We start from the raw sequence: 17,964 nt of genomic DNA on the forward strand, positions 1-17,964 counted from the left end.
AGCCCTAAAGCTATTTCGGAGAGAACCAGCTATCTCCAAGTTCGTTTGGAATTTCTCCGCTACCCACACCTCATCCCCGCACTTTTCAACGTACGTGGGTTCGGTCCTCCAGTGCGTTTTACCGCACCTTCAACCTGGACATGGGTAGATCACATGGTTTCGGGTCTACGACTACATACTCAAACGCCCTATTCAGACTCGCTTTCGCTGCGGCTCCGTCTCTTCAACTTAACCTCGCATGCAATCGTAACTCGCCGGTTCATTCTACAAAAGGCACGCCATCACCCATTAACGGGCTTTGACTTGTTGTAGGCACACGGTTTCAGGTTCTATTTCACTCCCCTTCCGGGGTGCTTTTCACCTTTCCCTCACGGTACTGGTTCACTATCGGTCACTAGGGAGTATTTAGCCTTGGGAGATGGTCCTCCCGGATTCCGACGGAATTCCTCGTGTTCCGCCGTACTCAGGATCCTCCTAGGTGCCTTCCAAATTTCATCTACGGGGCTTTCACCCTCTCTGACTGACTTTTCCAAGTCATTCGACTATCTGAAAGAACTACCATATTGGAGTCCTACAACCCCAATGAGCAAGCTCATTGGTTTGGGCTTTTCCCGTTTCGCTCGCCGCTACTCAGGGAATCGAATTTTCTTTCTCTTCCTGCAGGTACTTAGATGTTTCAGTTCTCTGCGTCTACCTCGTATACGCTATGTATTCACGTATACGTAACATCCTATAAAAGATGCTGGGTTCCCCCATTCGGAAATCTCTGGATCATAGCTTACGTACAGCTCCCCAAAGCATATCGGTGTTAGTCCCGTCCTTCATCGGCTCCTAGTGCCAAGGCATCCACCGTGCGCCCTTATTCACTTAACCTTATCAACCTTGCGGTTGGGTTTTGATCTTTCTTCTAGCGATAGAAGTCCAATCAAGAAAAATAAGCAATTGAACTTATTAAAAAACTCATTCAACGCGGTGTTCTCGGTTTGTATTACTTACATTTTTACTTCAATATCCAGTTTTCAATGAACAAAATTTTGAGAGTAGACCTCTCAAAACTGAACAAAGTATCGACAAACGTGTGTAGTCTCCGTAATATTCCTTAGAAAGGAGGTGATCCAGCCGCACCTTCCGATACGGCTACCTTGTTACGACTTCACCCCAATCATCTATCCCACCTTAGGCGGCTGGCTCCAAAAAGGTTACCTCACCGACTTCGGGTGTTACAAACTCTCGTGGTGTGACGGGCGGTGTGTACAAGGCCCGGGAACGTATTCACCGCGGCGTGCTGATCCGCGATTACTAGCGATTCCGGCTTCATGTAGGCGAGTTGCAGCCTACAATCCGAACTGAGAGAAGCTTTAAGAGATTAGCTTAGCCTCACGACTTCGCGACTCGTTGTACTTCCCATTGTAGCACGTGTGTAGCCCAGGTCATAAGGGGCATGATGATTTGACGTCATCCCCACCTTCCTCCGGTTTGTCACCGGCAGTCTTGCTAGAGTGCCCAACTAAATGATGGCAACTAACAATAAGGGTTGCGCTCGTTGCGGGACTTAACCCAACATCTCACGACACGAGCTGACGACAACCATGCACCACCTGTCACTTTGCCCCCGAAGGGGAAGCTCTATCTCTAGAGTGGTCAAAGGATGTCAAGACCTGGTAAGGTTCTTCGCGTTGCTTCGAATTAAACCACATGCTCCACCGCTTGTGCGGGCCCCCGTCAATTCCTTTGAGTTTCAACCTTGCGGTCGTACTCCCCAGGCGGAGTGCTTAATGCGTTAGCTGCAGCACTGAAGGGCGGAAACCCTCCAACACTTAGCACTCATCGTTTACGGCGTGGACTACCAGGGTATCTAATCCTGTTTGCTCCCCACGCTTTCGAGCCTCAGCGTCAGTTACAGACCAGAGAGCCGCCTTCGCCACTGGTGTTCCTCCATATATCTACGCATTTCACCGCTACACATGGAATTCCACTCTCCTCTTCTGCACTCAAGTCTCCCAGTTTCCAATGACCCTCCCCGGTTGAGCCGGGGGCTTTCACATCAGACTTAAGAAACCGCCTGCGCTCGCTTTACGCCCAATAAATCCGGACAACGCTTGCCACCTACGTATTACCGCGGCTGCTGGCACGTAGTTAGCCGTGGCTTTCTGGTTAGATACCGTCAAGGGGTGAACAGTTACTCTCACCCTTGTTCTTCTCTAACAACAGAGTTTTACGATCCGAAAACCTTCTTCACTCACGCGGCGTTGCTCGGTCAGACTTTCGTCCATTGCCGAAGATTCCCTACTGCTGCCTCCCGTAGGAGTTTGGGCCGTGTCTCAGTCCCAATGTGGCCGATCACCCTCTCAGGTCGGCTATGCATCGTGGCCTTGGTGAGCCGTTACCTCACCAACTAGCTAATGCACCGCGGGTCCATCCATCAGCGGCACCGTAAAGCGCCTTTCAAAACGAAACCATGCGGTTTCGATTGTTATACGGTATTAGCACCTGTTTCCAAGTGTTATCCCCTTCTGATGGGCAGGTTACCCACGTGTTACTCACCCGTTCGCCACTCCTCTCTTCCCGGTGGAGCAAGCTCCGGTGGGAAAAGAAGCGTTCGACTTGCATGTATTAGGCACGCCGCCAGCGTTCGTCCTGAGCCAGGATCAAACTCTCATAATATGCTAGTTCCTCACAGCGAAAGCTGATGTGGAACTGTAGTTCGAAATTTACTTTCGAACATCATATAGTTCATTTGTTAAGCTCAATTGTTTGCTAGCATATTGCTTGCTTGTTAAAAATGTTTGTTGTCTTGAATTGAATCAAGACGCCCTACACATTTGGTTTGTCTTACTTTGTTCAGTTTTCAAAGGTCTACGTGATAATTGAAACACAACTGTCTCAGCTTATCATTTGTGATTGCCGTAGCAACTTTTATATCTTAGCAAACTCTCGGATGATTGTCAACTATTTTTAAAAAGTTTTTTTGAACTCGTTTTTCACGAGGTCGTTTTAGCAACTCACTTATCATAACTCATCGTTTGTTATTTGTCAACAGTTAATTTTGTTTTTTTCTTTGCGAAATCAACGTTTATCTATTGTCGTTCACAAGCGACTTGGTTATCTTATCATGTGTTGCCCCACACGTCAAGAACTTTTTTATGATCATTCAGAAGTTATGAAACTTAACTTTTGAACAAATAATAATATACCAACTAAAATCTTATTGGTCAACGAATTTTTTTGTGTTTTTTCAAGTTTTTTAGTTATACGATTAATATGATAAAAAGCGATATAAACATTCGTTTTTTACATGGTATAAAGAGATTGAAAACCTTTATCTATATAAATCATTCGCCATTGCAACTGTGCTGAAACTTCTATAAAGCAGACCCATTTCTAATGGTTCCGTTTTCTTTTTTTATAGCTATCTTATCCCTTGCCATAACTTTCTCTGAATTGGTTCATTGATACGCATTTACTTAAAAATTAGTTTCAATAAAGTCTTAAATATAGAACCAGATTTCAAGCAAAGTTATCTCATTTTTTTCTCTAAAAAATAAACCGACAGTAGCTAGAAATAAAAATCATTTCTGGCTATTGTCGGTTTGGTTCCCTGAACAGGTTGTTTCTATTTATGTCTCAGATTTAACGCATGGTTGGGAACAGTAATACGTCACGGATCGATTGAGCATCGGTCAATAGCATGACTAGACGGTCGATTCCGATACCTAGTCCGCCAGTTGGTGGCATACCATATTCTAGCGCTTCTAAGAAGTCTTCGTCTAAACCATGTGCTTCATCGTTTCCAAGCTCGCGTTCTTTTTCTTGCGCTTCAAAACGTTCTCTTTGATCGATTGGATCATTCAGCTCAGTAAAGGCATTAGCAAATTCTTTACCTGTGATGAACAATTCGAAACGGTCAGTAAAACGTGGGTCTTCAGGATTTTTCTTCGCCAATGGAGAAACTTCTACTGGATGTCCATAGACAAAAGTAGGTTGCACTAAGGTTTCTTCCACAAACGCTTCAAAGAATTCATTGATGACGTGACCAACACCCATTGCTTCTGTCACTTCAACTTGGTGTTCTTTTGCAATCGCTAGTGCTTCTTCTAAGGTCATTTCTTTCCAGAAATCAACACCTGTATGCTCTTTGATTGCATCGACCATATGCACACGTTTGAAATCACTCTCTAAGTCAACTGCTTGACCTGCATAAGTGATTTTAGCTGTTCCTAATACTTTTTCAGCTGCATTACGGATGATACCTTCTGTCAAGTTCATCACATCTTGAAAATCAGTATATGCAGTGTATGCTTCAAGCATCGTGAACTCTGGGTTATGGGTCGTATCGATTCCTTCATTACGGAATACACGGCCGATCTCATAAACTTTTTCCATACCACCAACGATCAGACGTTTCAAATGAAGTTCTAGCGCAATACGTAGATATAGATCCATATCTAACGCATTGTGATGTGTGATAAACGGACGTGCTGCTGCTCCACCGGCTTCATTATGCAAGACTGGTGTTTCAACTTCGATATAGCCGTTCCCATCTAAATAGCGACGGATCTCACTAATGATTTGACTGCGTTTCATGAAGCGGTCAAAACTATCTCTATTACTTACTAAATCAAGGTAACGCTGTCTGTATCGTTGCTCGATGTTCGTTAATCCATGATATTTATCTGGTAATGGACGAAGTGCTTTTGATAAGATGACGATTTCAGAGGCTTTGATCGATACCTCACCTGTATCAGTTTTCATGATTTCTCCAGTTACGCCAAAGAAATCTCCTAAGTCAGCATGTTTGAATACTTCATAAGCTTCTTCACCTACTCGGTCTTTGCGTACGTAGATTTGGATTTGGCCTTCTCTGTCTTGCAGATGGGCAAATCCAGCTTTACCTTTTCCACGGCGTGTCATCATACGGCCAGCAACACTCGCTGTCAATGCCATCTCCGCCAATTCTTCTTTTGTACGTGGATCAAATAATTCGTGCAATTCTTGGGAATTATGTGTACGCTCAAATCGCTTACCAAATGGATCGATCCCATTTTCTCTCAATTGCTCCATTTTTTCACGACGAACAATCATTTGATCGTTTAAATCTTCTAATTGATTTTGTTGTTCCTCAGTCACAAAAGTTCCTCCATTCTCATCTTATTCTCTTCCTTATAATGCCAATGAAACGCAAAAAAAGCAAGCCGAACTTAGTGTTTCGGCTTGAATTTCGCAAAAAACTTAGAATAACTTCCTAAGATTGAAGTGATAATTTTTCACTTTTTTCAACCAATTGGTCAAGCAGTTCATTGATTTCATGCTGTTTCTCAGTCTTATTGATCGCTAATTTGATCTTGGCTGCACGTGAGATACCTTTTAGATAGTAGGAAGCGTGAGTCCGAAACTCACGACAGGCGATGGTTTCTCCTTTTAAATCAACTAAACGTTCTAGATGTAATTTTGCAGTAGCGATTTTTTCGCGTGCGGTTGGTTCCGGAATCAGCTCTCCAGTTTCTAAATAATGTTGTGTCCGATGGATCATCCAAGGATTCCCTAAAGCAGCGCGGCCGATCATGACGCCATCGGCACCCACGTATTCCAACATGCGTTTTGCATCTTCTGGCGTTTTGACGTCCCCGTTCCCCATAAAAGGGATCGTTAGATGTTTTTTGACTTCCTTTAACACTTCCCAATTGGCTTTTCCTTCATACATTTGCACACGTGTTCGTCCGTGCATGGCTACTGCACCGGCTCCAGCTGCTTGAGCGGCTAATGCGTTTTCGACAGCAAAAACATGTTCTTCGTCCCAACCAATACGCATTTTCACAGTAACTGGCACATCAACTGCCGATGCAACTGCATGAACCATTTCATAGACTTTATCAGGATCTAATAACCATTTTGCACCTGCTTCAGCTTTGATGATTTTATTGACTGGGCATCCCATATTGATATCAATGATATCTGCTGTAGTATGTTTCTCAACAAACTGTGCTGCTTCTACTAGTGTGTCTTTGTTCCCACCAAATATTTGCAAACTTAATGGATGCTCCGTTTCGTCGATATGCAGCATTTCCAATGTTTTTTTGTTGCGGAAATGAATACCTTGGTCACTGATCATCTCGCAAACGACCATTCCTGCACCAAATTCTTTGACGGTTACACGAAATGCGGCGTTCGTGATCCCTGCCATTGGTGCTACAACAACGCGATTCGGTATTTCAACGTTCCCGATTTTCCATGTGTGATCCACTTATAATCCTCCCAAGGCTTCTGTCTTCAATGCTGCTAGGTCATCTTCTGTGTAGGTATACTTACTATTACAAAATGAGCAAACTGCTTCTGCGCCATGGTCTTCATCGATCATTGCTTGGATTTCTGCTGCGCCTAAAGCAATGATTGCTTCGCCAAACTTTTCTTTCGAACAATCACATTTAAACTGCACAGGCATTTTTTCTAGTACTTGCAATTCGTCTGTTCCTAACAATCCATGCAAGATTTCTTCAGGTGTCAACCCTTCATCTAAGAGTGTAGAAATACGTGGTGTTGTTTTCAGTTGCTCTTCGATTTTCACAATCGTTTCTTCGTCTGCTCCTGGCATGATCTGGATCATAAAACCACCCGCTGTTTTGATGGTATCATCCGTATTGACTAAGACGCTTAGCCCTACAGCTGAAGGGATTTGTTCTGAAATCGCTAAATAGTACGTGAAATCTTCAGCTAGTTCACCAGATACAATCGGTGTTTGTCCTGAAAAAGGTTCTTTTAACCCTAGATCTTTTGTCACACTGAACATCCCTTGTGTCCCTACTGCTCCACGTACATCGATTTTTCCTTCTGCGTTCAGCGGTAAACTCAGGTGTGGATTTTTGATGTACCCTTTGACATCACCTTTACCATTCGCATCAACAACGATCCCACCTGCAGGGCCATCGCCTTGGATGCGTACTGTTAATTTGTCTTCTCCTTTAACTGTCGCACCTAGCAGCAGACTGCCAACTAATGCACGGCCTAATGCTGCTGATGATGTATGCCAAGTATCATGGTGTTGCTGCGCTTCTGCGACAGTATTGGTTGCACGAACAGCATATGCTCGAACAAACCCGTCATTGGCTAATGCCTTTACTAAATAATCTTCCATTTGTATGTAACCTCATTTCCCGATTTTAAAACTCATAGTGAATCATACTAGTAACTTCCAAATTTTTCAACTTTTGAATTTGTAAATTCTACGTTTCTATTTTAATTGTCAGACACAAAAAAAGAGCTGCGACTTTCGTCACAGCTGCTTTCTTTATCTATTTTGATCATCTGAATGATTTTGTTCATCCGTTGAAGTCGATTGATTCTCATCATTCAACTCTTTTTTCGCTTCATCAAACTCATGTTTTTCTTCTGCTTGTTTTTCCGCATCTTTTTCTTCTAGTGCACGTTTTGCTTCTTCAAACGTTTGCGCTTCTTTTTCACTAGGGAAGTCTGCCGATTCTGCTCCTTCAGGCATTACACCTTTTTCAAAGAGAGATTTGATTGCTTTGGCATCCAATGTTTCAAATTCAAGCAGTTTTTCTGCGATCAGTTTGTGTTGCGCACGGTGTGCTTCGATGATTTCATGTGCTTTTTGATGTGCTTCCATCAAGATCTTGCGTACTTCTTGGTCGATTTCAAAAGCAACTTGTTCTGAGTATGCTTTCGTTTGACCATAGTCACGGCCTACGAATACTTGGTGGTTTCCTTCATATTGGACAGGACCTAAGCGATCACTCATCCCATACTCTGTAACCATACTTCTTGCTAGTGCTGTTGCTTGTTCAAAGTCATTTGATGCACCAGTAGATTGAACGTTGAAGATGATTTCTTCTGCGGTACGTCCACCTAGTAATCCAACGATTTGTTCAAACATATCTTCTTTTGTCATTAAGAATTGATCTTCTTTTGGTAAAGCGATCATATATCCACCAGCACGTCCACGCGGGATGATTGTTACTTTATGAACGACACGGGCACGACTCAAGACAAGCCCAACGATCGTATGACCTGCTTCATGGTAAGCGACCATTTCGCGTTCGCGTTTGCTGATGACACGGTCTTTCTTGGCTGGTCCAGCAATCACGCGGTCTTCTGCTTCATCGATATCAGAAGCATCGATTTTTTTCTTGTTTCGACGAGCAGCTACTAATGCTGCTTCGTTTAAGACGTTTTCTAAATCCGCACCAGCAAAACCTGGTGTTTGTTGTGCTACGACTTTCAAATCAACATCGTCAGCAATTGGTTTGTTTCTTGCGTGAACTCGTAAAATCGCTTCACGGCCTTTGACATCTGGACGACCAACTAAAATTTGACGGTCAAAACGTCCTGGACGAAGCAAGGCTGGATCTAATACGTCTGAACGGTTTGTCGCTGCAATCACGATCACGCCTTCATTTCCATCGAATCCATCCATTTCAACAAGCAATTGGTTCAGTGTTTGTTCACGTTCATCGTGTCCGCCACCCATACCAGCGCCACGTTGACGACCGACAGCATCGATTTCATCAATAAAGATGATTGCTGGAGCATTCTTTTTCGCAGTTTCAAATAAGTCACGAACTCGGCTTGCACCGACCCCAACAAACATTTCAACAAAGTCTGAACCCGAAATAGAGTAGAATGGTACGCCAGCTTCACCAGCAACTGCTTTGGCAAGCAACGTTTTACCAGTTCCTGGAGGTCCTTCTAAGAGAACTCCGGCTGGAATACGTGCGCCTAATTCAATGAAGCGTCTTGGATCTTTTAGGAACTCAACGACTTCGACAAGTTCTTGTTTTTCTTCTTCCGCACCCGCTACATCAGAGAAACGAACGCGATTTGCTTTTTTGTCGGCTTCTTTTGCTTTGGATTTCCCAAAGTTCATCACACGGCCTCCGCCGCCTCCGCCGCCACCTTGTTGTCCCATCATCATATAGAAGAAGAAGACGATGATCACGATTGGCAAGAAGCTTAATAGGAGTGATACCCATACGCCGCTACTTGATTCTTCTCTGATCGTAGTTGCTACGTTGTTGTCTTTTGCCAACTCTGTGACTTGGCTCAATGTTGTATCGTTTGGCAAAATAATCGTAGTGAAGTGCGTAGTTGATGTCTCAGTAGTACCTAGAATCGATAGACCACCACTATTTGCAACTGTCTGTTGTTCTTTGTATTCACCTGAGATCTTATACACACCATTAGCAGGTTGCACCTCAAAGTTTTTGATTTTGCCTTCTTGTAATTGTTCAGTGAATTTTGAGTACTCGATATCTGACGACCGTTGGCCATTGTTACCAAAAATAAAGTAGACGACCATTACCATCGCTAAGATTACGAGGACATAATACAAGGCATTTTTCATCATGCCATTGTTTTTTTTGTTCATAGTTGTCCTCCCTATGCGTTATTTTTACTTGATAAATCTTTTATCAATCCTGACCATACTATTGTAACATAATTTATGAGAGATAGATGATTAATTTGATTGATAAACGCTCGGTTTTAGTACACCGATGTATGGAAGATTTCGATAGGCTTCTGCATAATCTAATCCATAACCTACCACAAACTCGTTTGGCACATTGAAACCAATGTAATCCGCTTCGATATCTACGACTCTGCCTTCGGGCTTATCAAGGAGTGTCACGATTTTGACTGAGTTTGCTTTACGGTATTTGAATAGATCGACTAAATAAGCAAGTGTTCTTCCGCTATCAATAATGTCTTCGACAATCAATAAATCACGGCCTTCCACATTCGTATCCAAGTCTTTTACGATTTTTACTTCACCTGATGAAACAGTTGCGTTACCGTAACTTGAAACATCCATAAAATCCAATTCTAGGTAAGCATCGATCGAACGGATAATGTCTGCCATGAATGGGACAGCACCTTTCAATACACCAACAACCAACGGATTTTTATCTTGATAATTTTCAGTTAACTCTTTTCCTAGTTCTTTACAACGAACTTGTATCTCTTCTTGCGTGATCAATACTCTCTCGATATCTTTTTCTAACATCAGGTTCTCCTTCCAATTGCTTCTTTTTGATATTTGTAAAGAAGTATGTAGTGTATTTTATCAGTTTCTACACCAATACTCAAATAAGAATGGACAAAAGGGACTAGACTCCATAGATTTCTCCCTTCATCTATAATAACCCATGAATTTTTTCGTTGTGCAACAGATATTTTTTTATCGATAAAATATCTTGACACTCTTTTGTTCAACGTCTCCGTCAATTGGATACGATCTCCCGGTTTTCGCCGATCGACCCAAAGCGATTGTTCGGCGGATAACCATAGATCATGAGTGAAGATTTCACCTGTTTCATCCAATTTCCAATCTGGAAGTTGGTCGGGTGTGTAGATCCCTAACCATTCCGACTCTCCTAACTGAATGGATTGATTCGGTATGATTTTTAACGGAGTATTTTGGTGGTTGGTTGATCGTTCCTTTTTTCTTTCATAAAGATAAAGTACTTCATAGGAACGTTCGATCACCCAGCGTTTGCCCAGATCAATCTGCCATTGTCCTGCGGCTTGTTCACATTGTTGTAACAACGTGTCAATCTGTTTTTCTTTGATCGTCACTTTCGTAATTGGAAAAACGTAATCAAAGAACGTGTAAAAGAAGAAGTAACGTTCAAAAGATTCCAAACTTTCGATCACCTTCCACGGAATAGATAAGCGCTCTTCTCTATACGTAAGATGTTCCGTGATCATCTGATGAGTATTTTTTCGGATAAATTGTTCTGCCCATTGGATTTGTTGCGAGAATTTTTGGAAATGAGCCATCGCTTGGGTATTTTCTTTTTTCAATTGTGGTACGACTAAATGACGCAGTCGATTACGTTGGACAGTTAGTTCCTGATTGGTATGGTCCTCAAAAAAAGGTAAATCTTCTGCTTCCGCATACGCATACAATTGTTCTTTACTAAATGACAACAACGGTCGAATAAGTCGCCCACCAGCAAAAGGTTGCGTTTCCTTGATTCCCGCATACGTACCTAGCTGCCCACCACGAATGATTTTCATCAAAATCGTTTCCATTTGATCATCCCCATGATGCGCTGTCATCAATGTATCATAATGATAATCTCGTACGATCTCATCAAATTTCTCATACCGAAAAGCTCGAGCAGCCGTTTCAATTCCTTGTTCCGCGGGATTCTCCCATACTTTTAAGTGGAAAGTAAGATTGTTTTTATCGCAAAAGTCAGCAAGATAGGCTGCTTCATCCGCAGAAACGCTCCGTAAGCGATGATCGATATGGACAACCCCTAGCCGAAAGCCAATTTGTTTTTGGGCGGTCATTAAGCAATCGAGTAAAACCATCGAGTCTACCCCACCGGAAACAGCAACTAGTATTTTCGCATGTTCAGACAGATAGCCACGGCGTAAGCCTCTTTTTATAAATGCTTGTTTAAACTGACTTGCTCTTCTATCCATTGGTGTCACATCCTTTTACAAAATAAAAAGAGCGGACAAAAGTCTGTGACAATTGCCTGCCCTTCAATTTCGCTTAGCTTAGCTACGGCGACCGCCACGGCCTCCGCGTTTTCCTTCTGTGTTGCGTTTTAAGGAAGTCAATCGATCATCGCTATCTTTTAAAAATGAGCTCATCAATGAATCGAAGTCTTCTTTTGTATTGGAAGGTTGGCTGCGAGAAAAAGATTTTTTCTGCGGTGCGCGTCCTCGATTATCTCGAGTTTCTTTTTGTGGATATCTCTTTTGACGATTTTCATCATTAGTTTCTACTGGTTGCTCTTGTGCTTTGCGGATAGATAAACCGATTTTCCCATCATCATTGACTGTAATGACTTTGACTGTTACCTCATCACCAACGCTCAATACATCATGAATATCCTTGATATAACCGTTTGATACTTCACTGATATGAACTAACCCTGTTTTGCCAGCTCCTAAATCAATAAATGCGCCAAAATTTGTGATTCCTGAAACTTTTCCTTGCAGTTTTGCTCCTACCTCGATTGACATAAAAAAAATGTTCCTCCTAATTATTTCCCTTTTTTTATATTACTGCTTATTGGGCAGTTGTTGAACTCGTTGTTTGTTCATCGGTGTCTGCTGAATTATCTGTCGTAGATTCAAGTATCGGGTAGACTTGCTCCCCTTCTTTTGAATAGAAAAATTTGCTTCTAGCAAGTTTTGCTACGTAATCTTCATCTTTAAGCAATTTCACGTCTTCTGTGAGTTGGTCTACATCTTTATTGATTTGTTGTAACTCTGTATCTGCTTCGACTTTTAATTCATTTAAATGATTCATTCGTTGCATATCATTAAAAATTTGGAAACCTATTACAGCGAAAATGACCAAAGCACCTAAAAAGATGGCTGCTAACCTGCGTCTACGAAAAATCAATTGGCGTTGTTGTTGTTGAAATTCGACATATTTTTTCTTTGCATACTCTGTGTCTAGTGCAGCGATTTTATTGCTTTTGTTTGCCACCTGTATTCGCTCCAATCTTTTTTGATTGTCATTCTTTATTATACCAACATCCTGAATGCTTGTCTAATCTATTTCGCTTGTGTTTTGTACTCGTGTTTCTGACAAGACTTCATACATTTTTTGTGCATCTTCTTTTTTTGTTGACTCATGCAACTCTGCTACCTTGATTTCCATCGTCTTGTTGCCAAATTGGATGTCCAATTGGTCTCCAACCTTGACATCACTGGAAGATTTCGCTAGTTTGCCATTGATTTTGATTCGTCCTTTATCCGCCACTTCCTTAGCGACAGATCGGCGCTTGATGATTCGCGAGATCTTTAAAAATTTATCTAGTCGCATCTCATGTCCTCACTTTTCTTTTTTTATTTTTTTCAAACGTAAGATTTTCTTACCAAATGGCAGTAACAGCCATTCACGGATCGTAAATAATTTTGTCCAGATCACTGCATATACAAATGTGACTACGCCTATAATGACACCGCCTAGGCTGGCAAAAAGAGCAGTCGAGCGATGGCTCACTGGACCAAACAATAAGTTTAAGAAGCCATAATACACAAACAACGCTAAGACCATCCAACCTAAACATTGGATCAATTTCTTACCAAATTTTCGTTCGTGCCAAAAACTATTGATTGCTGGAGTTTCAGTACGGACAAAATACCATAAAGTCACTGATAGTCCAAGTAATGTCGATAAACTAGCACCGACTGTTCCTAAATAACTCGTGAGAAGCGGTGTAGCTAAAGCTTTAGCAAGCAAGCCCCAACCAGCACCCTTTAGTGAGGGGCGGAAAGAGTTTTTACTTTGAGCAATGCTTTGGTACGCTTGAATAATTGCAGTTAGTCCAATGGAAAAAACAAATAGAACTAGTGTCATATTCCCAGCATAATCTTTAAACAATGCGTAATTGATATAAGGCAACAATACAGCTAATCCTACTGAAGCTGCCAATGCTAATGCAGTCGTCAGACGCAAGTAAATTTTTGCTGTGGAATAAAATTGTCCTTTGACTGCACTCGTTAGGTAGCGTGTCAATGCGGGTAAGAACGTAGCACTTAAAGCTGTAGCAATAACTAATCCTAATTGAACTAACGGTTGCCCACGATCATATACTCCTTTAGCTATTTTAGATGCTTGCTCAGATAAACCATAGATTTGTAACGCATTCTTAACAAAAAAAGAATCAATCAATTGGAAGAAGATCAATAGACCACTATAAATGGAGACTAATCCCCCTTCAATCAAGAAACGGCGTACGAGTGATTTCGCTGGCCTTCTTAAAATCGGAAAGTGGCGGAAGCTCAATGCACCACCATGGATTTTTTGTTCATAATAGTACAGTACACCATATGCACATACGCCACCAAATACTGCGCCACTCATTGCCGCTGTGCCTGTTTGATAGACTGTCCAGCCTAATCGCTTAAAGGCAATTGCGCTAAAAACAATGATTGCTACACGAACAATTTGTTCCACGACTTGCGAAACCGCTGTGGGCTCCATTAAAAATCGACCTTGAAAATTCCCACGATAATAAGATAGTCCTGGCATCAACAAAAACGTGAAGGAGACGATCCGAATCAACGGCATCAGTTGTTGATCCCCCATCATAAGAGCGATCCAGTGACTAAATGAAAATACGAAGAGCCAGAGTAAAAAGCCTGACCAAAAAACAAGGGGATAAAGATTTTTCAATGCTTGTCTTTGTTCGAAAGGGTCTTTTTTTTCTGCTACATATTTAGAGATAAACTGGGGTAGCCCCGACAAAGCGAGTGTCATCGCAATACCATAAATAGGATAAACTTGTTGATAAACATAAAAACCTTCATCGCCCACTAAGTTTTGCAATGGAATCCGATAGAGTGCGCTGAGGACTTTTGCTATAAAGGAGGCAAGCGTCAACACAAAGGCACCATGCATCACTTGACGCATTTCTTTATGATCCAAAGGTTCAGCCCCTTCCTATGCAGTCGCATATTTCTGTTCGCGCAATGCTTTGACAAATTGTTGGATTTCTTGCAACCAAACAGCAGTCGTTGTTTGAGGTGGCAAGGTCAAACGAATCATCATTTGTTCTTTTTCCACACCAAGTCCTGCTTTTAATTTTGTGGCAGTCAGCGCTTCAAATAATTGTTCAACCGTGTAGCGTTTTGTTCCCACTTTGCTCAACTTGAACACGATGGTTTGTTGTTGCTTACGAATCATCTCTAGCAATGCACGATCGCCATCCATTTTGATTTGTCCAATCGTCAACAAATGCGCGACTTCTTCAGGATATTCACCAAAACGATCCAGTAGATCTGCTTCTAATTCTTCCAACATCTCTTGTGAATCCAATTCGCGAATCCGTTTATAGATTTCGATTTTTTGGCGTTGATCTGACACATAACTTTCTGGTAGATAGGCATCGACGCCTAGATCGATCTCCACAGAAGTTTTTTCTATTTGCTGATTTTTACCTTGTTTACGAGCGACTGCCTCACTCAACATTTGAGAGTACATATCAAAACCAACAGCATCGATAAATCCATGTTGTTGCGCCCCTAGCAAGTTACCAGCACCACGGATCGATAAATCTCGCATCGCGATTTTAAATCCTGAACCCAATTCCGTAAAGTCTTTGATTGCTTGAAGACGCTTTTCGCTGACTTCATTAAGGATTTTTTGCTGTTCGTACATAAAATAAGCATAAGCGACACGATTGCTTCGTCCGACACGTCCTCGTAATTGGTAAAGCGTAGAGAGTCCCATATAATCGGCATTTTCTACGAAGAGTGTGTTTGCATTTGGAATATCCACACCAGTTTCGATGATCGTCGTCGTCACTAAGACATCATACTGTCCCTCGATAAAGTCGAATAATGTGTTTTCTAGTTGGACTTCCGTCATCTGTCCATGCGCATAGGCGATTCTCGCTTCGGGAACTAATGCTTGGATTTCTTCTACTTTACGTTCAATCGTTTCTACACGATTATATAAGTAGAAAACTTGTCCCCCACGTCCCATCTCTCGCTGAATCGCTTCTCGGATCGCACCTGGATTTTTTTCCATCACATATGTTTGGATCGGATACCGATTCGCCGGTGGTGTTTCAATCACCGATAGATCCCGTACGCCTAGCATCGACATATGCAGCGTTCGCGGAATAGGTGTCGCTGTCAAAGTCAGCACATCCACTTGCGCACGCAATTGTTTCAAACGTTCTTTGTGTTTTACACCGAAACGTTGTTCTTCATCAACGATTAATAGTCCTAAATCACTAAATTCAATATCTTTTGACAATACACGATGAGTACCCACAACAATATCTAGTTGTCCTGTTCGTAATTCTTCGATCGTTTCTTTTTGTTGTTTCTTTGTTCGGAAACGACTCAGCAAACCAACATTCACTGGGAATCCCTCAAATCGTTCCAACATCGTTTCGTAATGTTGTTGCGCCAAGATTGTTGTCGGCACAAGAAATGCCACTTGTTTACTTTCTTTGACTGCTTTAAAAGCGGCACGTAGCGCAACTTCTGTTTTCCCATAGCCGACGTCCCCCACAAGTAAACGATCCATCGGTTTTTCTTTTTCCATATCTCGTTTGATTTCCGCCGCACTTCGGAGTTGGTCATCTGTTTCCGAATATGGAAAAGCATTCTCAAATTCTTTTTGATAAGAGTCATCCGGACCAAATGCGTATCCTTTTTCTGCTTCTCTGACCGCATACAATTGGATCAAGTCATCCGCAATATCTTCGATTTTTGAGGAGATCTTACGTTTCGTTTTCGTCCATTCACTACCACCGAGTTTGTTGATTCGTGGTGTTTTCGATTCCGAAGCTACATATTTTTGGATCAAATTCAACTGCGTGACAGGAATAAATAGCTTATCATCATTTTGATAAATGATCGTCATATAATCTTGGTGGACACCGTCGACCTCTAAGGTTTCCATACCGATATATTTCCCGATCCCATGATTCGCATGGACAACGTAATCTCCAGCTTTTAATTCGTTGTAGCTTTTTAGTCGTTCTGCATTCGTTACCGTTTGACGACGTGTCTGTTTTTTTGTTGTCTTTTGAAAAATCTCTTTTTCCGTGATCGTTACGATTTTTTCTTGCGGCAACTCAAAACCTGTCATCAATGCGCCTTCGACTAATTGGACTTGTCCTTTGATCAGTTGGTCTGCTTCTGTTTCTACCACTAATATGTCTTCGTCACGCAACATTTGTTCCGCCTTACGGATACGTTCTTTCGTTGGAATGAAGATGACGACTGTCTGCTCTTGTTTGCGCCAACGATCCATTTCCGTTTTCAGCAATGGCATTTGTCCAAAGAACTGTTGCATCGTGCGATACTGGAACTGGTAAAGTGCTTGGAACCTGAGATTTCCCATTCCTTTTTGGAATAAAGAGAAAAAAGTGGTCGCAAATTTTTCTTTTTGGATGATCCCATGTACGTCTGCCACAAATTGTTGTTCAGAGAATACGCGTAACTCACTGATTTTTTGTGTATGCCATTCCGCTGCTTCTCTCTCCATTTCGCGATTCGTTTCCATGATTCGTTGGTAATCGTCCACAATCAGCAAGCTATCTTGGGGAAAATAATCCAAAATCGATAAATGTTCAGGATACAAAAGATCCGCATAGAACTTCGCTTGGTCTGTCGGGACATTACGTTGCCACTCCGAGATCAACTGACCGAAATAGTCATGCAAAAATTGTCGTTCAGTAGGTTCTGCGGTCGTTGCTAATTTCTTTTCTAAGAGGTTTTCTATTTTGTTGATACCGTCAAGCAGATTCTCTTGAGAATAAATTTGTTCACTTGTTGGTGGCAACCACACTTCTTCGATCTTTTCAATCGATCGTTGCGTATCAGCTTCGAAGTATCTCATGGAATCAATTTCGACATCAAATAATTCCACACGAACAGGGTATTCAAATGTCAAAGGATAGATATCGACAATACTCCCTCGCATACTAAATTCCCCAGGTTTTGCGACCATCTCTGTCCGCTCATACCCCATCAAGACGAGTTGTTGCGGTAATGAGTCCACGGCGATCTCGTCGCCAATCTGCCAATGTAATTGGGCATTGCTCCATGTTTCTTTATCAGGAAGACGTTTGTGCAGTGCTGCCACTGGAAGAAGATAGATTCCTGGCTCATCTTGTTGCAAACGATTCAACGTCGCTACACGTTCAGCCCGAGCTTCAGGAGAAGAAAAAGCCATTTCTGCGGAAAGCACTTCATCTACTGGAAATAAGTGGATACTTTCAGCTGGCAGAACGTGTTGCAGATCCTCTGCCAATTGGTTGACGTAATATAAATTTGGCATCAGGATAATCAGATTTTTATCCAGTTTTTTAAACGCATGTGCAAACAACAACGTCTTAGCAGATCCAGCTAAACCTGTAATCAACTGTCTAGACATCCGTTGTTCAAGATTCATGGACCATTCAGCCACTTGAGCATCTTTGCCAATCAATTGGATCATATCCATCGTTTCATTCTCCT

11 protein-coding genes and 2 rRNA genes (1 of these 13 cut by a window edge) are annotated in these 17,964 nt (G+C 42.0%); all 13 read right to left on the bottom strand.

Translation table 11 applies throughout. From position 1 onward, the window contains the following. Positions 1 to 873: ribosomal RNA gene (locus IGK01_RS12965) — 23S ribosomal RNA — on the bottom strand; it reaches 2,042 nt to the left of the window's first position. Positions 874 to 1,103: 230 nt separating this feature from the next. After that, positions 1,104 to 2,664 (bottom strand): 16S ribosomal RNA (locus tag IGK01_RS12970). Together the 16S and 23S rRNA genes form the textbook arrangement of a ribosomal RNA operon. A gap of 966 nt (positions 2,665 to 3,630) precedes the next feature. After that, positions 3,631 to 5,127, bottom strand: coding sequence for a lysine--tRNA ligase (gene lysS, locus IGK01_RS12975; RefSeq protein ID WP_010734126.1), 1,497 nt, complete (start codon positions 5,125 to 5,127; stop codon positions 3,631 to 3,633). A gap of 115 nt (positions 5,128 to 5,242) precedes the next feature. Further along, positions 5,243 to 6,241, bottom strand: coding sequence for a tRNA dihydrouridine synthase DusB (gene dusB, locus IGK01_RS12980; RefSeq protein WP_010734125.1), 999 nt, complete (start codon positions 6,239 to 6,241; stop codon positions 5,243 to 5,245). Then, complete coding sequence (hslO, locus tag IGK01_RS12985) at positions 6,242 to 7,129, bottom strand: Hsp33 family molecular chaperone HslO (protein ID WP_438770885.1); 888 nt, start codon at positions 7,127 to 7,129, stop codon at positions 6,242 to 6,244. A 153-nt stretch (positions 7,130 to 7,282) separates the two neighbouring features. Continuing rightward, the gene (gene ftsH, locus IGK01_RS12990; protein ID WP_010734123.1) at positions 7,283 to 9,379 is read right to left on the bottom strand and encodes an ATP-dependent zinc metalloprotease FtsH; all 2,097 of its coding nucleotides are present in this window, start codon (positions 9,377 to 9,379) and stop codon (positions 7,283 to 7,285) included. A gap of 90 nt (positions 9,380 to 9,469) precedes the next feature. Then, complete coding sequence (gene hpt / locus IGK01_RS12995) at positions 9,470 to 10,015, bottom strand: hypoxanthine phosphoribosyltransferase (RefSeq protein WP_010734122.1); 546 nt, start codon at positions 10,013 to 10,015, stop codon at positions 9,470 to 9,472. Beyond that, positions 10,015 to 11,445 (bottom strand): tRNA lysidine(34) synthetase TilS, encoded by a 1,431-nt coding sequence (gene tilS / locus IGK01_RS13000; protein ID WP_010734121.1) that lies wholly within the window; start codon positions 11,443 to 11,445, stop codon positions 10,015 to 10,017. Before tilS ends, hpt begins: the two co-directional genes overlap by 1 nt. Positions 11,446 to 11,523: 78 nt before the next feature. Continuing rightward, positions 11,524 to 11,994 carry a S1 domain-containing RNA-binding protein gene (locus IGK01_RS13005; protein WP_010734120.1) on the bottom strand — a complete coding sequence of 157 codons (471 nt, stop codon included), beginning with the start codon at positions 11,992 to 11,994 and terminating at the stop codon, positions 11,524 to 11,526. A gap of 46 nt (positions 11,995 to 12,040) precedes the next feature. Continuing rightward, a complete protein-coding gene (locus IGK01_RS13010) occupies positions 12,041 to 12,466 on the bottom strand; it encodes an FtsB family cell division protein (RefSeq protein WP_010734119.1) in 426 nt (141 codons plus the stop codon). A gap of 63 nt (positions 12,467 to 12,529) precedes the next feature. After that, the gene (locus IGK01_RS13015; protein ID WP_019722335.1) at positions 12,530 to 12,805 is read right to left on the bottom strand and encodes an RNA-binding S4 domain-containing protein; all 276 of its coding nucleotides are present in this window, start codon (positions 12,803 to 12,805) and stop codon (positions 12,530 to 12,532) included. A 9-nt stretch (positions 12,806 to 12,814) separates the two neighbouring features. Beyond that, on the bottom strand, positions 12,815 to 14,413 hold the full coding sequence (locus IGK01_RS13020; RefSeq protein WP_023520496.1) for a putative polysaccharide biosynthesis protein: 1,599 nt from the start codon (positions 14,411 to 14,413) through the stop codon (positions 12,815 to 12,817). A 15-nt stretch (positions 14,414 to 14,428) separates the two neighbouring features. Further along, positions 14,429 to 17,950, bottom strand: coding sequence for a transcription-repair coupling factor (mfd, locus tag IGK01_RS13025; RefSeq protein ID WP_153830578.1), 3,522 nt, complete (start codon positions 17,948 to 17,950; stop codon positions 14,429 to 14,431). Positions 17,951 to 17,964 lie beyond the last annotated feature (14 nt).

The sequence above is a fragment of the Enterococcus sp. AZ080 genome, assembly GCF_051714945.1.
In the GTDB taxonomy this organism is placed as follows: Bacteria; Bacillota; Bacilli; order Lactobacillales; family Enterococcaceae; genus Enterococcus_B; species Enterococcus_B pernyi.

Excerpts from the sequence above, each read along its gene's own strand:
- hslO (WP_438770885.1), bottom strand. The coding sequence starts at position 7,129 with ATGGAAGATTATTTAGTAAAGGCATTAGCCAATGACGGGTTTGTTCGA.
- ftsH (WP_010734123.1), bottom strand. The coding sequence starts at position 9,379 with ATGAACAAAAAAAACAATGGCATGATGAAAAATGCCTTGTATTATGTC.
- hpt (WP_010734122.1), bottom strand. The coding sequence starts at position 10,015 with ATGTTAGAAAAAGATATCGAGAGAGTATTGATCACGCAAGAAGAGATA.
- tilS (WP_010734121.1), bottom strand. The coding sequence starts at position 11,445 with ATGGATAGAAGAGCAAGTCAGTTTAAACAAGCATTTATAAAAAGAGGC.
- IGK01_RS13005 (WP_010734120.1), bottom strand. The coding sequence starts at position 11,994 with ATGTCAATCGAGGTAGGAGCAAAACTGCAAGGAAAAGTTTCAGGAATC.
- IGK01_RS13015 (WP_019722335.1), bottom strand. The coding sequence starts at position 12,805 with ATGCGACTAGATAAATTTTTAAAGATCTCGCGAATCATCAAGCGCCGA.
- mfd (WP_153830578.1), bottom strand. The coding sequence starts at position 17,950 with ATGGATATGATCCAATTGATTGGCAAAGATGCTCAAGTGGCTGAATGG.